Raw genomic sequence first — 17,158 nt, 5'->3', positions numbered from 1 at the left:
GCCGTGGTAGCCCTCGCCGGCATGACGAAGACGCCGGCGCGGAGTGGGCGGTGGTCACCTCCCACCTCTCCGACGAGCCGGAGCGGGCGGCGGTCGACGGGCGGGTCACCGGGGTGTGCAGGTCCCGGTTCAGCACCCTGCGAGACGGTGTGCGAGGCGGATCAGATCTGCCAGGCGCAGCACTCGTCCGTCGAACCCGGGGAGGGGGACATGGAGGGGCTGGGTCCAGCGGGCGGGGATCGCGTCCGGCCCGTAGTACGCCCCCGCGAGGCCTCCGGTCACCGCGGCGACGGTGTCCGTGTCACCGCCGAGGTCGATCGCCGCGCGCAGTGCGTCCTCGAAGCTGGTGGTGGTGCGCAGGGCCCAGACGGCGGAGCCCAGGCAGGGCCAGACGGCACCGTTGAACTCGGTTGCCTGATCGGGGTGCCAGTCGGGCGCGAGGACGGTGGCGTAACGGTCGCGGTGGTCGGGGTGGACACGAACCAGGATGTCCGGGAGCGCGGTGAGAGGGTCGGTGTCCTCGAACGTGACGCGGATGAGTTCGTGGAAGATCGCGGTTCCCTCCCAGGCCGCGCGGTCACCGTGGGTGAGAGCGGCGATGCGGCGCGCGGCGTCCATGGTGGCTTCTTGGCCGGCGGCCGCGAAGTGGACCGCGGAGGTGGATGCCCGCATCAAGGAGCCGTTACCGGCTGCTCGTTGGTTGACCTGGAAATGGATCACGGCGGCGAGATCCCAGGGCATGCCGTTGGTCAGGACGTCTTCGGTCTGCAGGCCGATGTCCTTCGGTTCCGATACGGCCCACCGCTGGAACCTGGCGAAGACGTCCGGCAGGTCCAGTCCGCCCCGATCCAGCAGGGACTCCGCGACCAGAACGGCCATCTGCGTGTCGTCAGTGGCCTCACCGGGATCCCAGCCGCCGCCTCCGCCCATCTCGCCGCCGGCACCAGGCACCGGAAACCGCGCGGAGAACGCTCCCTGGGGACCGAACTCGAAGGGGCCGCCCAGGGCGTCACCCACCGCTGAGCCGACGACGACGCCGACGGCCCGCTGCTTCCGCTCCATCCACGCAGGTTACCTGCTCCGCGGTGACGGCCGCGTGGCGCTCTTCGACTTCCCCATCGCCCAACTCGCCCACACTTCCGGCACTATCACGGCACACGCCCGACACCTGCCGACCGTGTGCCCCACCGAGCATGCCTCGGTTTCGTTCCTCCCTCCCGGCCATCGCGGACGGACCACGAACGGGTGTTGGACACGTGGACAACACGTCACGGTCGGTTGCCCAAACCATCCGGCACCACTTCTCGCCGTGCCGTGCGATGGCGATGGTGGTAGGAGACGGTGACGGCACGGAGCAGGGCCCCCAGGGGACCAAGGACGGCTACAGGTAGAGGACCCCGATGACGGTGGCGCCGCAACCGGTCGGATCGGGATGAGGGATGGCCCACCACACGGCGAACGGCGCCCACAGTGCGGTCAACGCGACGGCGTAGAGGCCGGTGACCGGCGCGTGACAGCCGGGGGGTGGGCCGGGCGGCCACCGAACCGCGGGATCCGGCGGGGGACCGCCTCGCCCCAGGGCCGGACCAGACCGAGCGTCAGCAGTGCGAGCGCCTCGCCGGCCGGACCGAGGCCGATCAGGTACGCCACGCCCCACCCGGTCACGCCCAGGGCCGCGTAACCGGCTTCGGTGCGTCCGGCCGGGTGGCCGGTCGCGAGCACGATGCGCCAGATGCCGGTCCGCACCGCGACCATCGCGGTCAGGTGGGCGGCCCGGACCGCCCAGCAGGGCGCGGGCGCGGAGGTGTCCTCCTGGGTGAGCATGAGCATGCCGGGTTGCTGCCGTGATGCCGTCGGCCTCGGGAAGGAAGCCCGAAGGGGAGCTGGGGAGGAGGTTCGCGCCGGCGCCTCATGCCCGGGGGGAGGGCTCCTCGTCAGGATGAGGCCCTGGGCGGTGCCACGGCGTATGCCGACCGGCCCGGGGACGTACTCGTCCGGTGTGGAGGTGGTGATGATGACTGTGATGGTGTCTGGGCCCGTGGGCGGTGACGGTGTCCGGACCGTGGGTGACGTCGCCGTGGCGTCTGCTGGACGATCGGGTGGACAGCGGTGGTCACCCCGGGCCGGCGAGGGGCCGAGTCGGAGGGTGGTCGCAGGCCCACCCCTGGCCGCGCGAGCTGCCGGATGCGTCGAGGAGGCGATTCTTGCCGGGCACGTTCGGCACATCTTCGGCCTGCTGCCGGGCCGCTCCGGGTGCCCGTTGAGAGGGGCTCCGTCGGCCTGGCCGCTGTGGCGGGGCTGCGCTGCCGGCCTGCCTACGGGGGTCGGAGATCGTCCCGGTAGGCGGCCTGGGTGCGGTAATCCGTACCGTACCCAGGCCACCCGGGACGTCAGCTGCTCACTGGGACGACCGGGGCCCCGCGGCGCGGTGGAGGCGATTGGCGATCGCGAGCCCCAGCCCCTCGTCCGTCGGCAGGGAGGCGACGATGAGGTCGCACCCCTGCTGGTCGAGCTCGCGGAGGAACCCGTACAGCCCGCGCGCGTAGGCGTCCAAGGACTCGGGGAGGGCCACCACGGCGTGCGCCTTGACCGGTGCGTCGGCGAAGGCGGGGGGAAGGAAGACACCCACCTGGTGCCCCTGCTCCTGCGCGCGCCCGGCTTCGGCGACGACCTCCTCCGGCTCGACGAGGACGACCCGGGCCCGCGGCGCGTAGTGCGACGGGTGCTGACCCGGCACCCGGACTTGGCTCGTGGAGGGCACTTCGACCGGGCACCCCAGCACCGCTTCGAGGCTCTCGCGGGTCACCCCGCCGGGCCGGAGGATGCTCGGGGTCTCGCCCGTGACGTCGACGATGGTCGACTCGACGCCGACCCCGCAGGGTCCGCCGTCCAGGACGAAGTCCACGGCATCACCGAGCTCCGCCCGCACGTGATCCGCCGTGGTGGGGCTGACCGAGCCGAAGCGGTTCGCGGACGGAGCCGTGACCCCGCCGCCGAAGGCGGAGAGCAACGCGAGGGCGGCGGGGTGGTCGGGCACGCGCACGGCCACCGTCTCCAGGCCACCGGTGGCTTCGAGGGGTACCTTTCGGCCGCGCCGCAGGACGAGCGTGAGGGGCCCCGGCCAGAAGTGTTCGGCCAGGAGGCGCGCCGTCGCGGGCACCTCCTCGACCCAGTCGTCCAGGTGCTCCGCGCCGCCGATGTGGACGATCAGCGGGTGGGAGGGCGGGCGCCCCTTGACCTGGAAGATACGGGTGACGGCGGCGGGGTCCTCGGCGTTGGCGCCCAGACCGTAGACGGTCTCCGTCGGAAGGGCCACAAGACCTCCCGTACGCAGCACCTCGGCAGCCTTCTCGATGTCACTGGCTGTTGCCATCACCCTCGTAACCCTCACTGTTCCGACTCCTTCGCACACGATCCGCCCGGCCGAGGTGACCACAGACCCGGCGGCTGTGCGCGCCCTGCCCGGTGACCGACGACGCGCATCGCGGTGCTCCGGCCGACCCGCACGGCGCCGCTCCCGGCAGGCTGCCCACACGATAGTGCGGACGGGCAGCGTCGGACATCCTCGGCCGACGCACGGGGTGCTGTCTGCGTGGGTCAGCCGGGCGTGCGACACCTCGTGGGTCGCGGCCTGGGCGCCGCCGGTGGCGTACGGGCCGACGTGTGCTCGTGGCGGTACGTGCGTCGTCGCCGAGTTTATCCCTCTGCCCCAGGCCGGAGGTGCAGCGCTGATCGTGGCCGCCGGTCATGTGCAGGGTGTGGGCGGGCTGCCGCGCTCGCCGGGAGTCACGCCGGTGGCGCGGCCGTCCGTGGTCTCGTCCGTCCCGCAGCGGATGGCGCGGGCCACTTCATGGCTGGCTCTCGGACGAGGAACTCCGGTGGGGGCGTCGTGCAGGCGACCGCCGACGATCTCGGACCGGGCGCGGTGACGACGCGGCCGCACCCGTCCGTGTCGGCATGCCTGTTTGACCTTCACATGGGTCTGCGCATGCCAGGTGACTACCATGGGCGGGTACTCGCCGCCGCATGGGATCTTCGAGCTCTGCGGTGCTGCTGGTGTTGTTCGTGATCAGTGCGGCCGTCATCTGGTATGCGGGCATCAAACTGTCCGACACCGCCGACGTCCTGGCCGAACGCCTCCACCTGGGCAGCGCCCTGGGCGGACTCATCCTCCTCGCGATCGCGACCAACCTGCCCGAGCTCGCCATCACCGTCTCCGCGGCCCTGGCGGGCCAGCTCGACGTCGCCGTGGGCAACATCCTCGGGGGCATCGCCATCCAGACCGTCGTCCTGGCCGTCCTGGACGCTGCCGGAGTCCGTCCCAGGGCACCGCTGACGCGTCTGGCCGCGAGCCTGCAGCTGGTGCTGGAGGGCGCGCTCGTCGTGGTCGTCCTGGCCGTGGTGGTCATGGGTACCCAGCTTCCCCCCGGTCTGCATGCCGTCCGGCTGGCCCCGGCGTCCGTGGCGATCGCCGTGCTGTGGGTGATCGGACTGGTGCTCCTGAACCGCGCCGGCCGCGGTCTGCCGTGGCGCGAGGGCGGTGACGCCCCGGACAGCCAGCCCGAGCCGCGCGGCCACTCCCGTGGGAAGAAGGAGAAGGCCGCCACAGACCAGGGCGTCGGAACCCGCCGCGCCGTACTCGTGTTCGCCGCGGCGGCGCTGGCGACACTGGTGGCGGGCGTGGTCATCGAACGCAGCGGTGAGGCGTTCTTCGCCCGCCAGGGCTTGAGCGGGGTGCTGTTCGGCGCGACCGTGCTGGCCGCGGCCACCTCCCTGCCCGAGGTCAGCACGGGCCTGACCTCCACGAAGCTCGGCGACTACCAGCTCGCCGTCAGTGACATCTTCGGCGGCAACGCCTTCCTGCCCGTGCTGTTCCTTGCGGCCGCCGTCATCTCCGGCAAGCCCGTCCTGCCGGCCGCGCACGACACCGACATCTACCTCACCGCGCTCGGCATCATCCTCACCGTCATCTACATGACGGGACTCGTCTTCCGTCCGCGCCGACAGCACGCGCGGATGGGCATCGACAGCGTCACCGCCGTCATCGTCTATCTCGTCGGCATCGCCGGCCTGGCCACCATTGCGACGTGAACGGAGGCGGGGGCGGAGGAGACGGTGGTGGGGGGTGGGGATGACCTTGCCGGTGCAGTGTGCGCCGGACCGGCCGGATGAGGCAACCATCGCGGGCCCCGCCCTCGCGTGCTCGACTCGCACACGTGTCGGGCCCGTGGGTGTCGCATCCTCGTGTCTGCCCCAGCTCGCTCGGAACCGGCTCCAAGCCGGCTGCGCGCAGGGGTGCACATGCTGATCGGTCTGCTCGGTCTGTCCCATATGGAGGGCGGTGAGCGAACGGGGTGCCGGTACTCGCGTACCGGCACCCCGCAGTCCTCGCTCGTCAGCCGGGCCGACTCCCGTCAGAGAGCGGGTGGCGGCTGCGCCGACGCGACCGCCGTCGGCCCTTGGCCCCAGCCCTCCGCCAGGCCTGTTCGAACGCCGCTCTCGCGGTCACGCAACTGACCGCGCGAAGGCCAGACGGACCGGCTTGTGAGCGACCGTCGGGGCTTTCACCCCGCTCAGGGCTGGCGGCGACGGCAGACGATCCAAGCGGCGACCGCCACACCGGCGGCGGCCAGGAGCAGGCCGCGCTTGTCGCGGGCCATCTGCGCACCCTTGGCCGTCTTCTCCCTCAGCGGCTCGGGCGCCTTCTCCTGCCACACCTGGCCGGCCTGAGCGGCCTTGGCCCGAGCCTGCCCGGCGGTCTCAGCTGCCTTCTCCCTCACCGTACCGGGCAACTTGTCCTGCAGTTGGCCGGCAGCCTGAGCTGCCTTGTCCTTCAGCTCCGCGGCCTTGAGCGAGGCCTGTTCCTTCAGCTCGTCCGCCCGGGCGGTGACATGTTCCTTGACCTCTGTCGCCTTGTCCTGGGCGCGGGCCTTCACGTCGGTCTTGGCCGCGAGGGCCTCGACGGTCCGGCCGAGCTCCTGGCGGGTCTTCTCGGCCTGCTCGCGCAGCTCCTCGGGGCTGTCGGCGGTGGGCTCGTCGTGGGGCGGTTGGGTCATCGGTGTGCGCTCTCCTTGATCTCGGCCACATCGGCCTTCACGTTCTCTACCGTCTGCTCCGGCGCGGGCGGTGCGGCCTGGTCGACCTGCTTCTTCCCACTCATGGCCATGACCGCGGCGATCACACCCAGCCCTGCGGTGACGATCAGTGCAGCGGCCCACACCGGGAGCACGAGTGCCAGTGCGGCGATCACGGTGGCCACCAGAGCCTGCAGCATCAGGAAGCCGACCAACCCGGCTCCGCCGAACAGGCCACCGCCCTTGCCGTACCGCTTCCCCTTCTCTTTCATCTCCGCCTGCGCCAGGCGCATTTCCGCGCGCACCAGCTCCGACAGCTGCCGCGAGGCACGTTGCACCAGCTCGCTCACCGGCTCCTGGTCAAGCGGGCCTGCGGGCCCGTGGCCAGGACGGTCTGCGGAAGACGGCTGGGTACTCGACACGGCGATCACCTCCCGTCGCTCTCTGATACGAACCGGGCTGTAAGCGCCCGGCATAGGCTGACCGCGCGAGTACCCCGACGCCGTCAGTTCAGCCGGGCCACCGGCATCGGGTGTCGCCGACACGGAGACCGTCGCCGACACGGAGACCGTCGCCGACACGGAGACCTGTTACGGCTTACGGCACGGGGACCCCTTACGGACAACGCACTGACGAGGCCGATGCCCGCTCCAGCCGCGACGTAGCTCGGGTAGTGGGCGCCGGACTGCACAGCCTCCACCGTCTGTGGAAGGGAAGGTCGAGGAATCGGGGCGGCCCGCCCTCGACCTCGTCGTGAGGGATCCACAGCTGCCCGAAGGCCCCGCCCCGCCACCCGCGGCCCTCACCGACGCGGAGGCACACCACAGCTGCGCGCTCTCCGCGGCCTCCTCCACAGCCGAGAGCACTCTGCCCACCCGTTCGGGGGACGCGGGACGCCGTCTGCCGTGTCAGTACCCGGTCCGTTCGGCGCGACCCCACCGGCAAGCTCGTGACCTCCATCTTTCCGCCCCGCTTGAGGTCATGCCGCGGGGCGGACGCCGCACGGGCACAGGGTTCGCGGACCGATCCGGAAACAGTGAGCGGGTCCCGGGTGCCGCGCAGGCCGCGAACGGCCGGATCACTCCCTCGACCGCTCCCGCAGCCGCTTGGCGTATGTGCCGTTCCCGCCTGCCGGCAGGCGGGAACGGCCCGATCGGCTTCTCCCCGTCCCTCGGTGACGTGCTTGCCTGCGCGTCACCACCGTTCTCCTGCCGGATCCGCTTCCCGGCGGATCCGGAACGGCCGGCTGTCAGGACGGCACGGCGGGGCACCTGGTGCCTCGCGGCGGCACCGCCAGGTCGGTGAGGTAGCTGTTCACGGTGTCCTCCATGCACGGGCCGCTCGTGACGCTTCCGTGGCCCTGGCCCTCGTAGGTGAGGAGCACGCCGCCGCGACCGAGCTGCCGGGCCACCGAGACCGCCCACGGGTAGCCGGTGGCGGGGTCGTGCAGTGCGTTGGACACAAGGATCGGCGGGGCACCGTGTGCGTCCAGGCGGTGTTGCGGATTGGCGGTCGGCGCGCCCAGACACGCTGCTGTCATGTGGATCGGCAGCAGGTAGGGCAGGTCAGGTGCGGTCCTGTTCATCATCTCGACGAGCGAGGCGTACTCCCGGTAGTCACGCACGGGCAGGTGCCAGTCCGAGCAGAAGACCGGGGTGGCCGGATGCAGCGGCGCCGTCGAGGTGGGCGACGCGGGCAGCGGCTTGCTCGCGTCCATCCCCGCGATCGCCGTGGCCAGGCCCGCGTAGTCGGCCTCGTAGAACTTCCGGAACGCGATCTTGTTGACCAGGTCCGACGACGACAGCGGGGTGCCCGGCTCCGCCGGATCTTCCAGCTCGCCGCGTCCGGCCCGGACCAACAGGTCCTGCCAGACGACGCGGACGTCGCGGCCGTACAGCGCGCAGTCCGCGGCACCGTCGCACCACTTCAGGAACTCCTGGAACGAATCCTCCGCCGTGGCCGCCTCGGACCGCAGGAAGTCACGGGTGGTCGGGACGCTGTGGTCCATGACGCTCTCCAACACCATCGCGCGTACGCGGCGGGGGTAGGCCTCGGCGTACTGGGCGCCGAGCAGCGTGCCGTACGAGCTGCCGTGGAAGGTCAGTTTCCGCTCGCCGAGGGCGGCTCGCAGGGCGTCCAGGTCCCGGACCGTCTGGGCGGTGTCGAGGTGGTCGAACACCGGGCCGGTACGGGCCCGGCAGTCGGCCCGGAGCCGCCTGTTGTACGCCAGGGTGGCGTCGAAGTCCGTCTGGCTCCTCAGCTCCGGTGACGGCCGCTCGGCGAGCAGGTCGCCGGAGCAGGCCACCGGGTTGCTGCCGCCCACGCCGCGCGGGTCGAAGCTGACGATGTCGAACCTGCGGCGGACCTCGGGGCTGAACCGGTTGACACCGCGCACCACCATGCCGACACCCGAGTCACCCGGCCCGCCGGGGCCGAACACCATCGAGCCGACGCGTGCGTGGGGATCGGTGGCCTTTCGGCGCGCCACGGCCAGGTCGAACCTCGGTCCGTCCGGATGCGCCCAGTCGACCGGCACCGAAAGAGTGGCGCATTCGGCTCCCGGTTCCGCCGGGGCGTCACACGCTGCCCACCGCAGGGCCCCAGTGGCGGACGGTGACGCGTGGACGGTCGGAGCGGCGGCGAAGCCGGTGATGCCGGCCGTGACGACTGCCACGGTCATGGCCGTGCCCCGTGCGGCGGCGCGCCGTAATACGGATCTGCCCCTGAAAGGCATGGATCCTCCTCGTGAAGAGAGCGGTTGTGTCGGATGTGCGGACCCGGCCGGGGCACCGTCGTCACGCTAGGTGAGCCGACGCCCGTGTGGTGCCCCTGTCAGGGGCTTTTCCGGGTCGGCTCGGGGACCCCTCAGGGGCGATCGGCGCGCAGGGCGAACAACGGTCAGGGTCGAGTCAGGGGCAACGGCAGGAAGCGGCACTTCGGCCCGGTCGGGCTCGCGGTGGCGCGGATGACCAGACGGGCCACGGAGCGGAACTCGTCCCCCGACTACGCCGAAGCACTGCCCGGTGGCCGTCGGTTCTGGTCGCGGTAGTCCCTGGGCGTCAACCCGTAGGCGCTGCGGAACAGCGCGGGTGAAGTCGGCGGCGCGGGGGGAATCAGCCGGAGTCCCGGGAGACATGAGTGAGGAAGTGGGCGACCAGCGCCCCGACTCCCTCTCCCCCCGACAGCCGCCGCGTGATCAGTGAGTCGAGAGCGTTCTCCGGCGGCGGCAGCAGCTTGCGGGGTGTGAAGAGCCCTGTTCGCAGGACCCTGTCGGGGCGGTGGGTCACTGCAGGGGAGTGGGCAGAGACGCACCTGCACCCGACCCGGTACGTTCCGAAGAGCCACGCCGAGCGGGTCGATAAGGCCCCCCGGGCTGGTCGGCCGGTGGAACCGGTGACCCCGAAGACGCTCCACCCGGCGCGAACACCCCCATGGCCGACCGCACCGCGGGGTGGGCGAGGTGGGCCGCACCGATGGGCGACCCGCAACGGGATGGAGGCCTGGTTCACAGTCCTCCAGTCGGCTGGCCCCCGAGTGGCGAACCAGTAAGGGTTCTCCCCGTGGCCCTTCGTCCTCGGACGTCCGAGGACGTGCGCCCGGCAGTCAGGACGGCTGGACCTGGTCGAAGAGGGCGAGGGCTTGGGCGGGGTCCGGGCTCACGAGGCGTTCCAGGCCGGCCGCGGTGATCCTCGCCCACTTCTCGGCCCGTGCCCACATCTGTTCCTCGAAGACGCGGACGGCCCCGTCCAGGTCTCCGGGACCGGCGGCGATGGCCTCGGCGAGTTCGGCGCCTTCCAGCATCGCGAGGTTCGCGCCCGCCCCCAGCGGGGGCATCAGATGGGCGGCGTCACCCAGCAACGTCACTCCCGAGACGTGCGGCCAGGTGTGGGGCACGGGCAGGACGTGGAGGGGGCGGTGGACGAAGGCGGTGCCGTGGCGGAGGAGGTCGAGGACAGGGGCGGCCCAGCCGTCGAACAGGGCCGACAGGCTCGATCGCACGGCCTCGACATCTGCCAAATCCAGGTTCGTGTGCCAGTCCAGCGGCGCACGGAACCGGGCGTACACCTTGACGTGGCCGCCGCTGTTGCGCTGGGCGACCAGACCTCGGTTCACGCCGTAGACGGCCACGGAACCGTCGCCGATCAACCGGGCGAGGTCGGGATGACGGGTGTCGACGTCGTCCAGGGAGGTCTCGACCGAGGTGACGCCGGTGTAGCGCGGCGTCGCGGACGAGACTGCCGGGCGGACCCGGGACCAGGCGCCGTCCGCGCCGACCACCAGGTCGAACGTCTCCTGTCGCCCGTCTGCGAAATGAACCCGTACGCCCTGCCCGGCCTCCGGCACCACCTGCGTCACGCGCCGTCCCCACCGGACGTCGAGGGGGCCGAGCAGCAGGTCACGGAGCTGTCCGCGGTCGATCTCCGGATTGGCCCGGTCGTCTGGACGGGGTCGCCAGTCGCGCAGGACGGTCCCGTCCGTGTCCAGGATGCGCATGGCCTGGCCCTCGGGGCGAGACAGCGTCCGGAACTCCGCCAGGAGTCCCGCCTTGTCCAGTGCGAGCTGACCCAGCCCTTCGTGCAGGTCGAGCGTGCCGCCCGGGGGGCGGGCGTCCCGGGTGGGATCACGTTCGAGAACGGTGACCGGGTACTGATGGCGGTGCAGGACCCGGGCGAAGGTGAGGCCGGCAGGGCCGCACCCGACCACGGCGATACGTCGTCTCATGCCGATACACCGTATTGATCTGTACGGCGTATCGCAACGGTACGGTGTTGACATGACTGTGTGGGACCGTCCGGAGCCGCCGACTCGACCCGTGCCCCTCGACCGGGAGCGGATCGTCGCCGCCGCCATCGCGCTGGCCGACGAGGGCGGGCTGGAGGCGGTGTCGTTGCGCAAGGTCGCTGCCCGGCTGGACGCCGGTCCGATGCGGCTGTACGGATACATCTCCGCCAAGGAGGAGTTGTTCGACCTCATGGTGGACGAGGTCAACGCCGAGATCCTCCCCGAGGAGCAGCCTGGTGACTGGCGGGAAGCCCTGCGAGTCCTCGCCCACCGGACCAGGCAGGCCGCTCTCCGTCACGAATGGCTGGCCGACCTGCTCGGCGGCCGCCCACGCCTGGGCCCGAACGGCCTGGCCGTGGCCGAAGCGACGCTGTCCGCCTTCGACGACCTCGCCGACATCGACACGGTCATGCGCGCCGTGGAGACTGTCAGCGCCTACTACACCGGCGCGATCAGGCGAGAGATCGCGAACCTGCGGGCCGAGCGTGACACCGGCCTGTCCAAACGTGACTGGCAGCGCGCCTCGGGCCCGTATCTGACGAGGATGTTGGCCACGGGCCGCTTCCCGGCGCTGACCAAGGCCGTGTACGACGGTACGGACGTGGAAGCCGAGGAGTCCTTCACGACCGGCCTTGACTGGGTCCTCGACGCCGTGGCCGCCCAACTCACCAGGCCGCCGGCATGACGCTCAGCTCCTGCCCCGTATGAGCGCGGCCAAGGCCGGTTGTAGGAGCGGGCTTCAGGCCGGTTGTCCGCAGGTCGCGTCGGCTTGGGCCGCCGGCCAGGCGCGTATGCCGCCGGTGGCGGGGGAGTTGTGGAGATCACCCCGTGACTCCCGCCGTACAGAGCGGTGTTCGACCGGTACCCGTGCCGTGGTCGGCGCGTGATCGTGGGGCTGCCGGGTCGGTGAACGCAGGGCGTGGAGCATGCCGGGTGCGTGGTCGGCGAACCGACTGGCCCGCCGTGGCGGTGCGTACGGATGCGCATGGTCGGGGCGGCGATGCGGTCGCCGGATGGCACCGTGCCGCCAAGGGCCCCGATCGGCTTCGCGAGTTGCTGTACGGGAGGCCGGGGCAACGTCCGGTGCGCCGGCGGTCAGGACCTCGACTGCCTCGGCCCCATACCGGTGGGCGGTGGTCGTCCCGACGCCGGAGGAAAGGCGCCACGGCGCACCTCGAGAGCGCCGCGCGTCTCTTCGCCGAACGCGCGGGCCGGCGCTCACCCTTGCGTCTCCTCGGAGCGGGTGTGGCCGCCGGAACCGTGGCGTTGCAGAAGGCTCCGGGCGGCCTGTACGAGCGGTGCGTTGCCCCGAGCGGGGGCCCCGTCCGGAAGGAACAGCGTGTCCTCCAGGCCCACCCGGGTGTCGACGCCCAGGACGACGGCGGTCTCGAGCACCGGCCAGGCCGTGTCGTCGGCACCGTGGAGCAGGACGGGGGCCGGGACGAGGGCCGCCACCTCCTCGGTCATGCGACGGCCGATGCCGGGCGCCTGCCGGACGGGAATGCCGGTGATCTCCACCAGGACGCGCAGGACACGCTCCGCGAAGGGAGACGAGGCGAACGAGCGCACGGCGTCCGTGCCGGAGTACAGGCCGGCCTCGATGCCGATGCCGCGTTCCACCATCGCCTCCGCGACCAGGTCGGCACCCTCCTCGTGCCAGTTCACCGAGGCGTGGTCCGGCAGGGTCGTCCAGGCACGGACGAGGTCGGCGCGGCGGCGGGGGTCCGGTTCGGCCCAGGCCCCGGTCGTGACGCCGACACGGACGTGTGGCCCTACGGCCTCCCGGACGGCCCGTAGGGCAGCCTCTACGGCTGCGGGGTCCAGGGTGTCCCGGCCGTCGGCGTCCCTGGGGTGCAGGTGGATGTCCTCGGCCCCCGCGTCGACCGCTCGGCAGGCCTCGGCCGCCAGGTCTTCGGCGCTTACGGGCACCCAGGGGCAGTCGCTGGTCCGACGTGATCCGTTGAGACAGACTTGCAGCATGGCCCGCACTCTTCCACGGCGTGGGGAGAGAGGTGAGAGGGCGGGCGATGCGGCGGTGTCGATGACGGCCCGCGTAGCCGACCGCGCGGGGCGCGCCCGCTTCCGCGAGCCGCTCCGGCCCGTCCCGACTGGCCCGGCCACCCTGATAACGGCAGCCGGTACGCGACATCGAGCCGGCGCGGTACTTCACCACGTGAGTGCGCGCGTACGGCGCCATGGCCGGGCCGACACCGCAGGCGGGCCGGTTCCGATCAGCAGCACGTGTCGTCTGTCCACGCCGAGACAGCCGCGGCGCCCCGACGGACGGCTTCTTCCCGCTCCCGGGCGAGCTCTCCGCAGGCCGCTGCCACGTCCGGCACACCGCCCGGTCCCTCGAGTGCGTCGTGCACCCCGGTCCGCAGCCAGTCGGCCTGGTTGTCGTCAGCCTCGGCAGCCGCGCGAGCGATGAGCCTTACGGCGGCCACGGTGCCCACCCGAGCCAGGGCCTCTGCCGTCTGTCGGGTCACCGCCGTGTCCTCGTCGTCCAGCAGCAACCCCAGCAGCGCTTCCGCGGCCTCAAGAGCATCAGCGTGGGAAGCAAGAGCTCGCCCGGCGTGAACGCGTTGCGTCCATGAAGGAGACGACGCCTCAGCCAAGGCCGCTTCCCATCCCTTCATCATCTCTGGCACGACCAGACAGTTTCATGCCCTGCGAAAAACAGCCCACTTCGGGCCCCGGTTACCCACACACTCGATGAGGAACCGAGGACGTCCCTGCCGCCGAGGCCGGATCATGAGGGAACTGACCGATGTGATAAACCAGTTCGGCTCAGCTTGCACCGCCCGATCCGCAGCCTGCCATCCGAAGAAAGCAGACGTGACCGTGTTCCATGAAACCCCCATCTTCAGCCGCCTCGTCGCCGAACGCGGTGACGTCCCCACCCAGGTACGCGGTGAAGCCGACCGCATACACCGCGACCTGGCCCGGGTGATGCCCTGGGTACCCGCGTCCGACCTGCCCGCCCGCGCAACGCCGGACAGACCGGCATGGTGAGGGCACGCACGCTTCCGGCTCCCGCCCGCTCTGGTCCGGTGCGCTGCTGCCGTCGGGACGACACCGGCGCCCGGGCGGGAGGGTGTGCACTGTGACAATCACCACGCAGCACGCCCGGACCTCACCCACGAACAGGCCCTGACCTGCAGATTCGACAGGGGCGACAGCGGGTACCCACGCCAGACCCGAGGCCCTCGTCGGTACGGGCCGCAGCTCGCGGCTTCCTGGCCGTCCATCGCCGGCGGCCAGACGTCTCTCCCCCCGGACCGCCGTCGCCGGTAGCGCGACGCCGACACGTCACCCGCCTGCACCGCCGTTCCGGGGCGGCGGCTGCCCGGACGCGCAGCGACCGACACCGCCCGTCCTCTGCTCTCGACGCCGACGCCGACGCCGACGCCGACGCCGACCGGCGTGGCTCAAGCCCATGTCCAGGCCCATCCCCATACCCATGCGGCGGTGTGAGTCCCGTCGACCTCGCAGTGTTTTCCGTCCTCGAAGGCGCGCGAGTTCTCTGTGCAAAACCGTCGATCACGGCCTCGGCGATGACCTCGGCGCATCGTGGCCTTCAACACAAACAACTCGTCTCGGGATGGATACACGCCTATAACTGGTTTGGGACTAATTGCGCCTCAAAGCGCTCAGTTCGCAATTTGTGCAAAACCAGTGGCATGGGAGAAGCGTTTGATCACGGTACGTAAACGACGCACCGGACTGGTGACCGCGGCCGGCGTACTCGGCGGCGTACTCGCAGTCACGGCCCTCGGCGGTACCAGCAGCGCTGCGACCGGCCGCGATGACGCCGGAAATCGCCCGGAACCGCAGGCCCAGGGCCAGGCGGGTCAAGCGACCGCCCAGGATGCTTCGGACGCCCGAATAAAGATCACATCCAGGGACGGTGCCCACCAGGTCGCGACGGAGGAACCCGTCCGGGTCACCGTCAGTAACGGCAAGCTCACCAAGGTGACCATGACCGCCGTCGCGACCGGTGCCGAGATCCCGGGCACCTTGTCCGCGGACGGCCTGTCTTGGAAGCCGGACGGCCGGCTGGCGCAGGCCACCAAGTACCAGATCGCCGCCGAGGCCGTGGACACCCAGGGCCGCTCCGCGACCGAGAACGCGACGATCACCACGGTCTCTCCGGCCAACGACTTCATCGGGCATCTCTCGCCCCTGAACGGATCAACCGTCGGCGTGGGCATGCCGGTGACGTTCAACTTCGACACGGCGATCAGTGACAAGGCCGCCATGCAGTCGAAGATCCAGGTCAGCTCCAGCAGCGGCCAGCGGGTCGTCGGCCACTGGCTCAACGACGGCCGCCTGGACTTCCGCCCCGAGAAGTACTGGAAGCCCGGCTCCACCGTCACCGTGAAGCTCAACCTCAACGGCGTCCAGAAGACGGTCACGTTCAAGATCGGCCGGAGTCAGATCAGCACGGTCGACGCCGCGACGAAGAAGATGACCGTCGTACGGAACGGCAAGACGATCAAGACCATCCCGATCTCGTCCGGCAGCCTGGAGCATCCGACGTACAACGGCCGGATGGTCATCTCCGAGAAGTTCTGGCACACCCGTATGAACGGCGCGAGCGTCGGCCTCACGGAGAAGGACGGCAAGCCCTCCTACAACATCGCGGCCGTGCCGCACGCCATGCGTCTGACCGACTCGGGCACGTTCATCCACGGCAACTACTGGAGTGCCGACTCGATCTTCGGCAAGGCCAACACCAGCCACGGCTGCGTGGGACTGCAGGACGTCCGGGGCGGAGGCGACGGCAAGCAGCCCGCCGCGTGGTTCTTCGACAACTCGATGATCGGTGACGTCGTGATCGTCAAGAACTCCGGGGACAAGGCCAAGCTGGCGCCGGACAACGGCCTCAGCGACTGGAACATGCCGTGGAGCGAGTGGGTCGCGGGCAGCACGACCCACTGAGCCGGCCTGCTCCCGGTGTCAGGGGCAGGGCATCGGCGCCCAGCCCTCCCGTCGCCGCGGCCCCGTGGTGGGCTGCGGCTCGGATCCCCGGGGCGCTACCGGAGGCGAGTCCTTGGTGAGCCGCGGTGGCGTTGGGTACGGCGCGGCACGTCGTCGTCGATCTCCGGTCCGAGGGCCCGATCGCGGATCGCGTTGCTGGGACGGCCGCGCAGCAGCCGGCGGAGCTTCCGCCCTGCCGCCCCGCTCGACCGGTGTCGTCACGGCTGCCGTGGTACATCGTCCTGGACGAGGACGGACTTGGCCGGACCGGCAGGCGCCGGCCCTGCGCTGCGGCGGACCGGGAGTGGACCGGCACAGCGGTCGTCGCCTCCTGTCACCGGAGGCCGAGGGCGCCGTGCGGTGGGGCAGGCCGGCGCGCTGACCGGGAAGCTCGCCGGGACGTGGGTACCGCCTCGATAGTCTCCCCGGCGTGATCGACTCATATGCGAGTTCTGACGATGCCGCAGTAGCGACAGCCGCGGCGCGGGCCGGCGCGAACGTGGTCCGTGCCTTGTACGGCCGGCATCTCTCCCGAACGGACAAGGGCGCAGGGGACTTCGCCACCACGGCCGATGTGGAGGCCGAGAAGACGATCCTCGACGTCATCCGTGCCGCACGGCCCGACGACGCGCTGCTCGGAGAGGAAGGCGGCCGGCAGGGCGGCGCCGACGCAGGACGCCAGTGGTTGGTGGATCCCCTGTGCGGCACGTTGAACTACGCTGCCGGCACCATGCTGGTGGCCGTGAACGTGGCGCTGCGCAACGGAGCTGCGGCGGTGGCCGACCCGTTCAGCGGCGAAGTCTTCTTCACCGACGGGGTGACTGCCCGGGTGCGGAATACGGGGTCCGGCGACGCTCTGCTGACACCCTCGTCCGCTACTCGGTTGGTGGACGTCAACCTGGACCCGCCGTTCCCGAGTGCGCCGGAATTCCAGGCCGTGGACCTGTTGGCCCACCCTGAGTTCGTCAAACGTTTCCGGCCGCGCGTCGTCTCCACGACACTGGCGCTGGCCTGGGTCGCCGCGGGCAAGCGCGCTGCGTATGTCACCGACGGCGGTGACCTCTCCGAGAGTGTTCATTTCGCGGCCGGCATCGCTCTGTGCCGGGCTGCCGGCTGCGTGGTCACCGGGATCGACGGTGCCCCGATCGGTGAGGCGGCTCGTGGTCTCGTGGTCGCCGCCGACGAGGAGACCCACGGGATGCTCATGTCGTGGACAGGCAGCCGCAGTTACTGACCTTTGCGGCGTGTTGTCGTTACGGGCTGACGATGGGTGATCGTTGCGGTATGCCGGTTGTGTGAGATATCCGCAGGGTGGTGGGCTG

The 17,158-nt window shown here is 71.0% G+C and carries 14 protein-coding genes; 5 read left to right on the top strand and 9 right to left on the bottom strand.

Going from position 1 to position 17,158, the window contains the following annotated elements; genetic code table 11:
• Positions 1-129: 129 nt before the first annotated feature.
• The 3 genes from ACZ7N4_RS33455 to ACZ7N4_RS33445 all read right to left on the bottom strand — a co-directional run bounded on the left by ACZ7N4_RS33455 (position 130) and on the right by ACZ7N4_RS33445 (position 3,373).
• Positions 130-1,062, bottom strand: a complete 933-nt coding sequence (locus ACZ7N4_RS33455; protein WP_471366200.1) for an ADP-ribosylglycohydrolase family protein — start codon at positions 1,060-1,062, stop codon at positions 130-132.
• Positions 1,063-1,476: 414 nt separating this feature from the next.
• Positions 1,477-1,830, bottom strand: a complete 354-nt coding sequence (locus ACZ7N4_RS33450) for a hypothetical protein (protein WP_471366199.1) — start codon at positions 1,828-1,830, stop codon at positions 1,477-1,479.
• Positions 1,831-2,398: 568 nt separating this feature from the next.
• Positions 2,399-3,373 (bottom strand): L-threonylcarbamoyladenylate synthase, encoded by a 975-nt coding sequence (locus tag ACZ7N4_RS33445; RefSeq protein WP_471366196.1) that lies wholly within the window; start codon positions 3,371-3,373, stop codon positions 2,399-2,401.
• 653 nt (positions 3,374-4,026) lie between these two features.
• Between ACZ7N4_RS33445 and ACZ7N4_RS33440 the strand changes: the two genes are divergently transcribed.
• Positions 4,027-5,091 (top strand): sodium:calcium antiporter, encoded by a 1,065-nt coding sequence (locus ACZ7N4_RS33440; RefSeq protein ID WP_471366193.1) that lies wholly within the window; start codon positions 4,027-4,029, stop codon positions 5,089-5,091.
• Positions 5,092-5,573: 482 nt separating this feature from the next.
• Here the strand turns inward: ACZ7N4_RS33440 and ACZ7N4_RS33435 are convergent, their stop codons facing one another.
• The 4 genes from ACZ7N4_RS33435 to ACZ7N4_RS33420 form a co-directional block, all read right to left on the bottom strand.
• Positions 5,574-6,056 carry a DUF3618 domain-containing protein gene (locus ACZ7N4_RS33435; RefSeq protein WP_471366189.1) on the bottom strand — a complete coding sequence of 161 codons (483 nt, stop codon included), beginning with the start codon at positions 6,054-6,056 and terminating at the stop codon, positions 5,574-5,576.
• Complete coding sequence (locus ACZ7N4_RS33430) at positions 6,053-6,424, bottom strand: phage holin family protein (RefSeq protein WP_471366186.1); 372 nt, start codon at positions 6,422-6,424, stop codon at positions 6,053-6,055. The genes ACZ7N4_RS33435 and ACZ7N4_RS33430 overlap by 4 nt, the downstream gene beginning before the upstream one ends.
• A gap of 899 nt (positions 6,425-7,323) precedes the next feature.
• Positions 7,324-8,808, bottom strand: coding sequence for an alpha/beta hydrolase (locus ACZ7N4_RS33425; protein WP_471366182.1), 1,485 nt, complete (start codon positions 8,806-8,808; stop codon positions 7,324-7,326).
• A gap of 869 nt (positions 8,809-9,677) precedes the next feature.
• Positions 9,678-10,796: an FAD-dependent oxidoreductase gene (locus ACZ7N4_RS33420; RefSeq protein WP_471366180.1), complete on the bottom strand. Its 1,119-nt coding sequence runs from the start codon at positions 10,794-10,796 to the stop codon at positions 9,678-9,680.
• Between the two features lie 52 nt (positions 10,797-10,848).
• Between ACZ7N4_RS33420 and ACZ7N4_RS33415 the strand changes: the two genes are divergently transcribed.
• A complete protein-coding gene (locus ACZ7N4_RS33415; protein ID WP_471366177.1) occupies positions 10,849-11,541 on the top strand; it encodes a TetR/AcrR family transcriptional regulator in 693 nt (230 codons plus the stop codon).
• Between the two features lie 533 nt (positions 11,542-12,074).
• Here ACZ7N4_RS33415 and ACZ7N4_RS33410 read toward each other — a convergent pair.
• Positions 12,075-12,836 (bottom strand): 3-keto-5-aminohexanoate cleavage protein, encoded by a 762-nt coding sequence (locus ACZ7N4_RS33410; protein WP_471366174.1) that lies wholly within the window; start codon positions 12,834-12,836, stop codon positions 12,075-12,077.
• A gap of 251 nt (positions 12,837-13,087) precedes the next feature.
• Positions 13,088-13,495 carry a HEAT repeat domain-containing protein gene (locus ACZ7N4_RS33405; RefSeq protein ID WP_471366418.1) on the bottom strand — a complete coding sequence of 136 codons (408 nt, stop codon included), beginning with the start codon at positions 13,493-13,495 and terminating at the stop codon, positions 13,088-13,090.
• A 112-nt stretch (positions 13,496-13,607) separates the two neighbouring features.
• Between ACZ7N4_RS33405 and ACZ7N4_RS33400 the strand changes: the two genes are divergently transcribed.
• From ACZ7N4_RS33400 to ACZ7N4_RS33390, 3 genes are all read left to right on the top strand, one after another.
• Positions 13,608-13,868: a hypothetical protein gene (locus ACZ7N4_RS33400; RefSeq protein WP_471366173.1), complete on the top strand. Its 261-nt coding sequence runs from the start codon at positions 13,608-13,610 to the stop codon at positions 13,866-13,868.
• 681 nt (positions 13,869-14,549) lie between these two features.
• The gene (locus tag ACZ7N4_RS33395; protein WP_471366170.1) at positions 14,550-15,797 is read left to right on the top strand and encodes a L,D-transpeptidase; all 1,248 of its coding nucleotides are present in this window, start codon (positions 14,550-14,552) and stop codon (positions 15,795-15,797) included.
• A 469-nt stretch (positions 15,798-16,266) separates the two neighbouring features.
• The gene (locus tag ACZ7N4_RS33390; RefSeq protein WP_471366169.1) at positions 16,267-17,070 is read left to right on the top strand and encodes an inositol monophosphatase family protein; all 804 of its coding nucleotides are present in this window, start codon (positions 16,267-16,269) and stop codon (positions 17,068-17,070) included.
• The last annotated feature ends 88 nt before the right edge of the window (positions 17,071-17,158 follow it).

It is taken from the genome of Streptomyces sp. NPDC107654, from assembly GCF_055639035.1.
The sequence above is the reverse complement of the archived record's forward strand: the minus strand, read 5'-3'. Positions and strand labels throughout refer to the sequence as shown.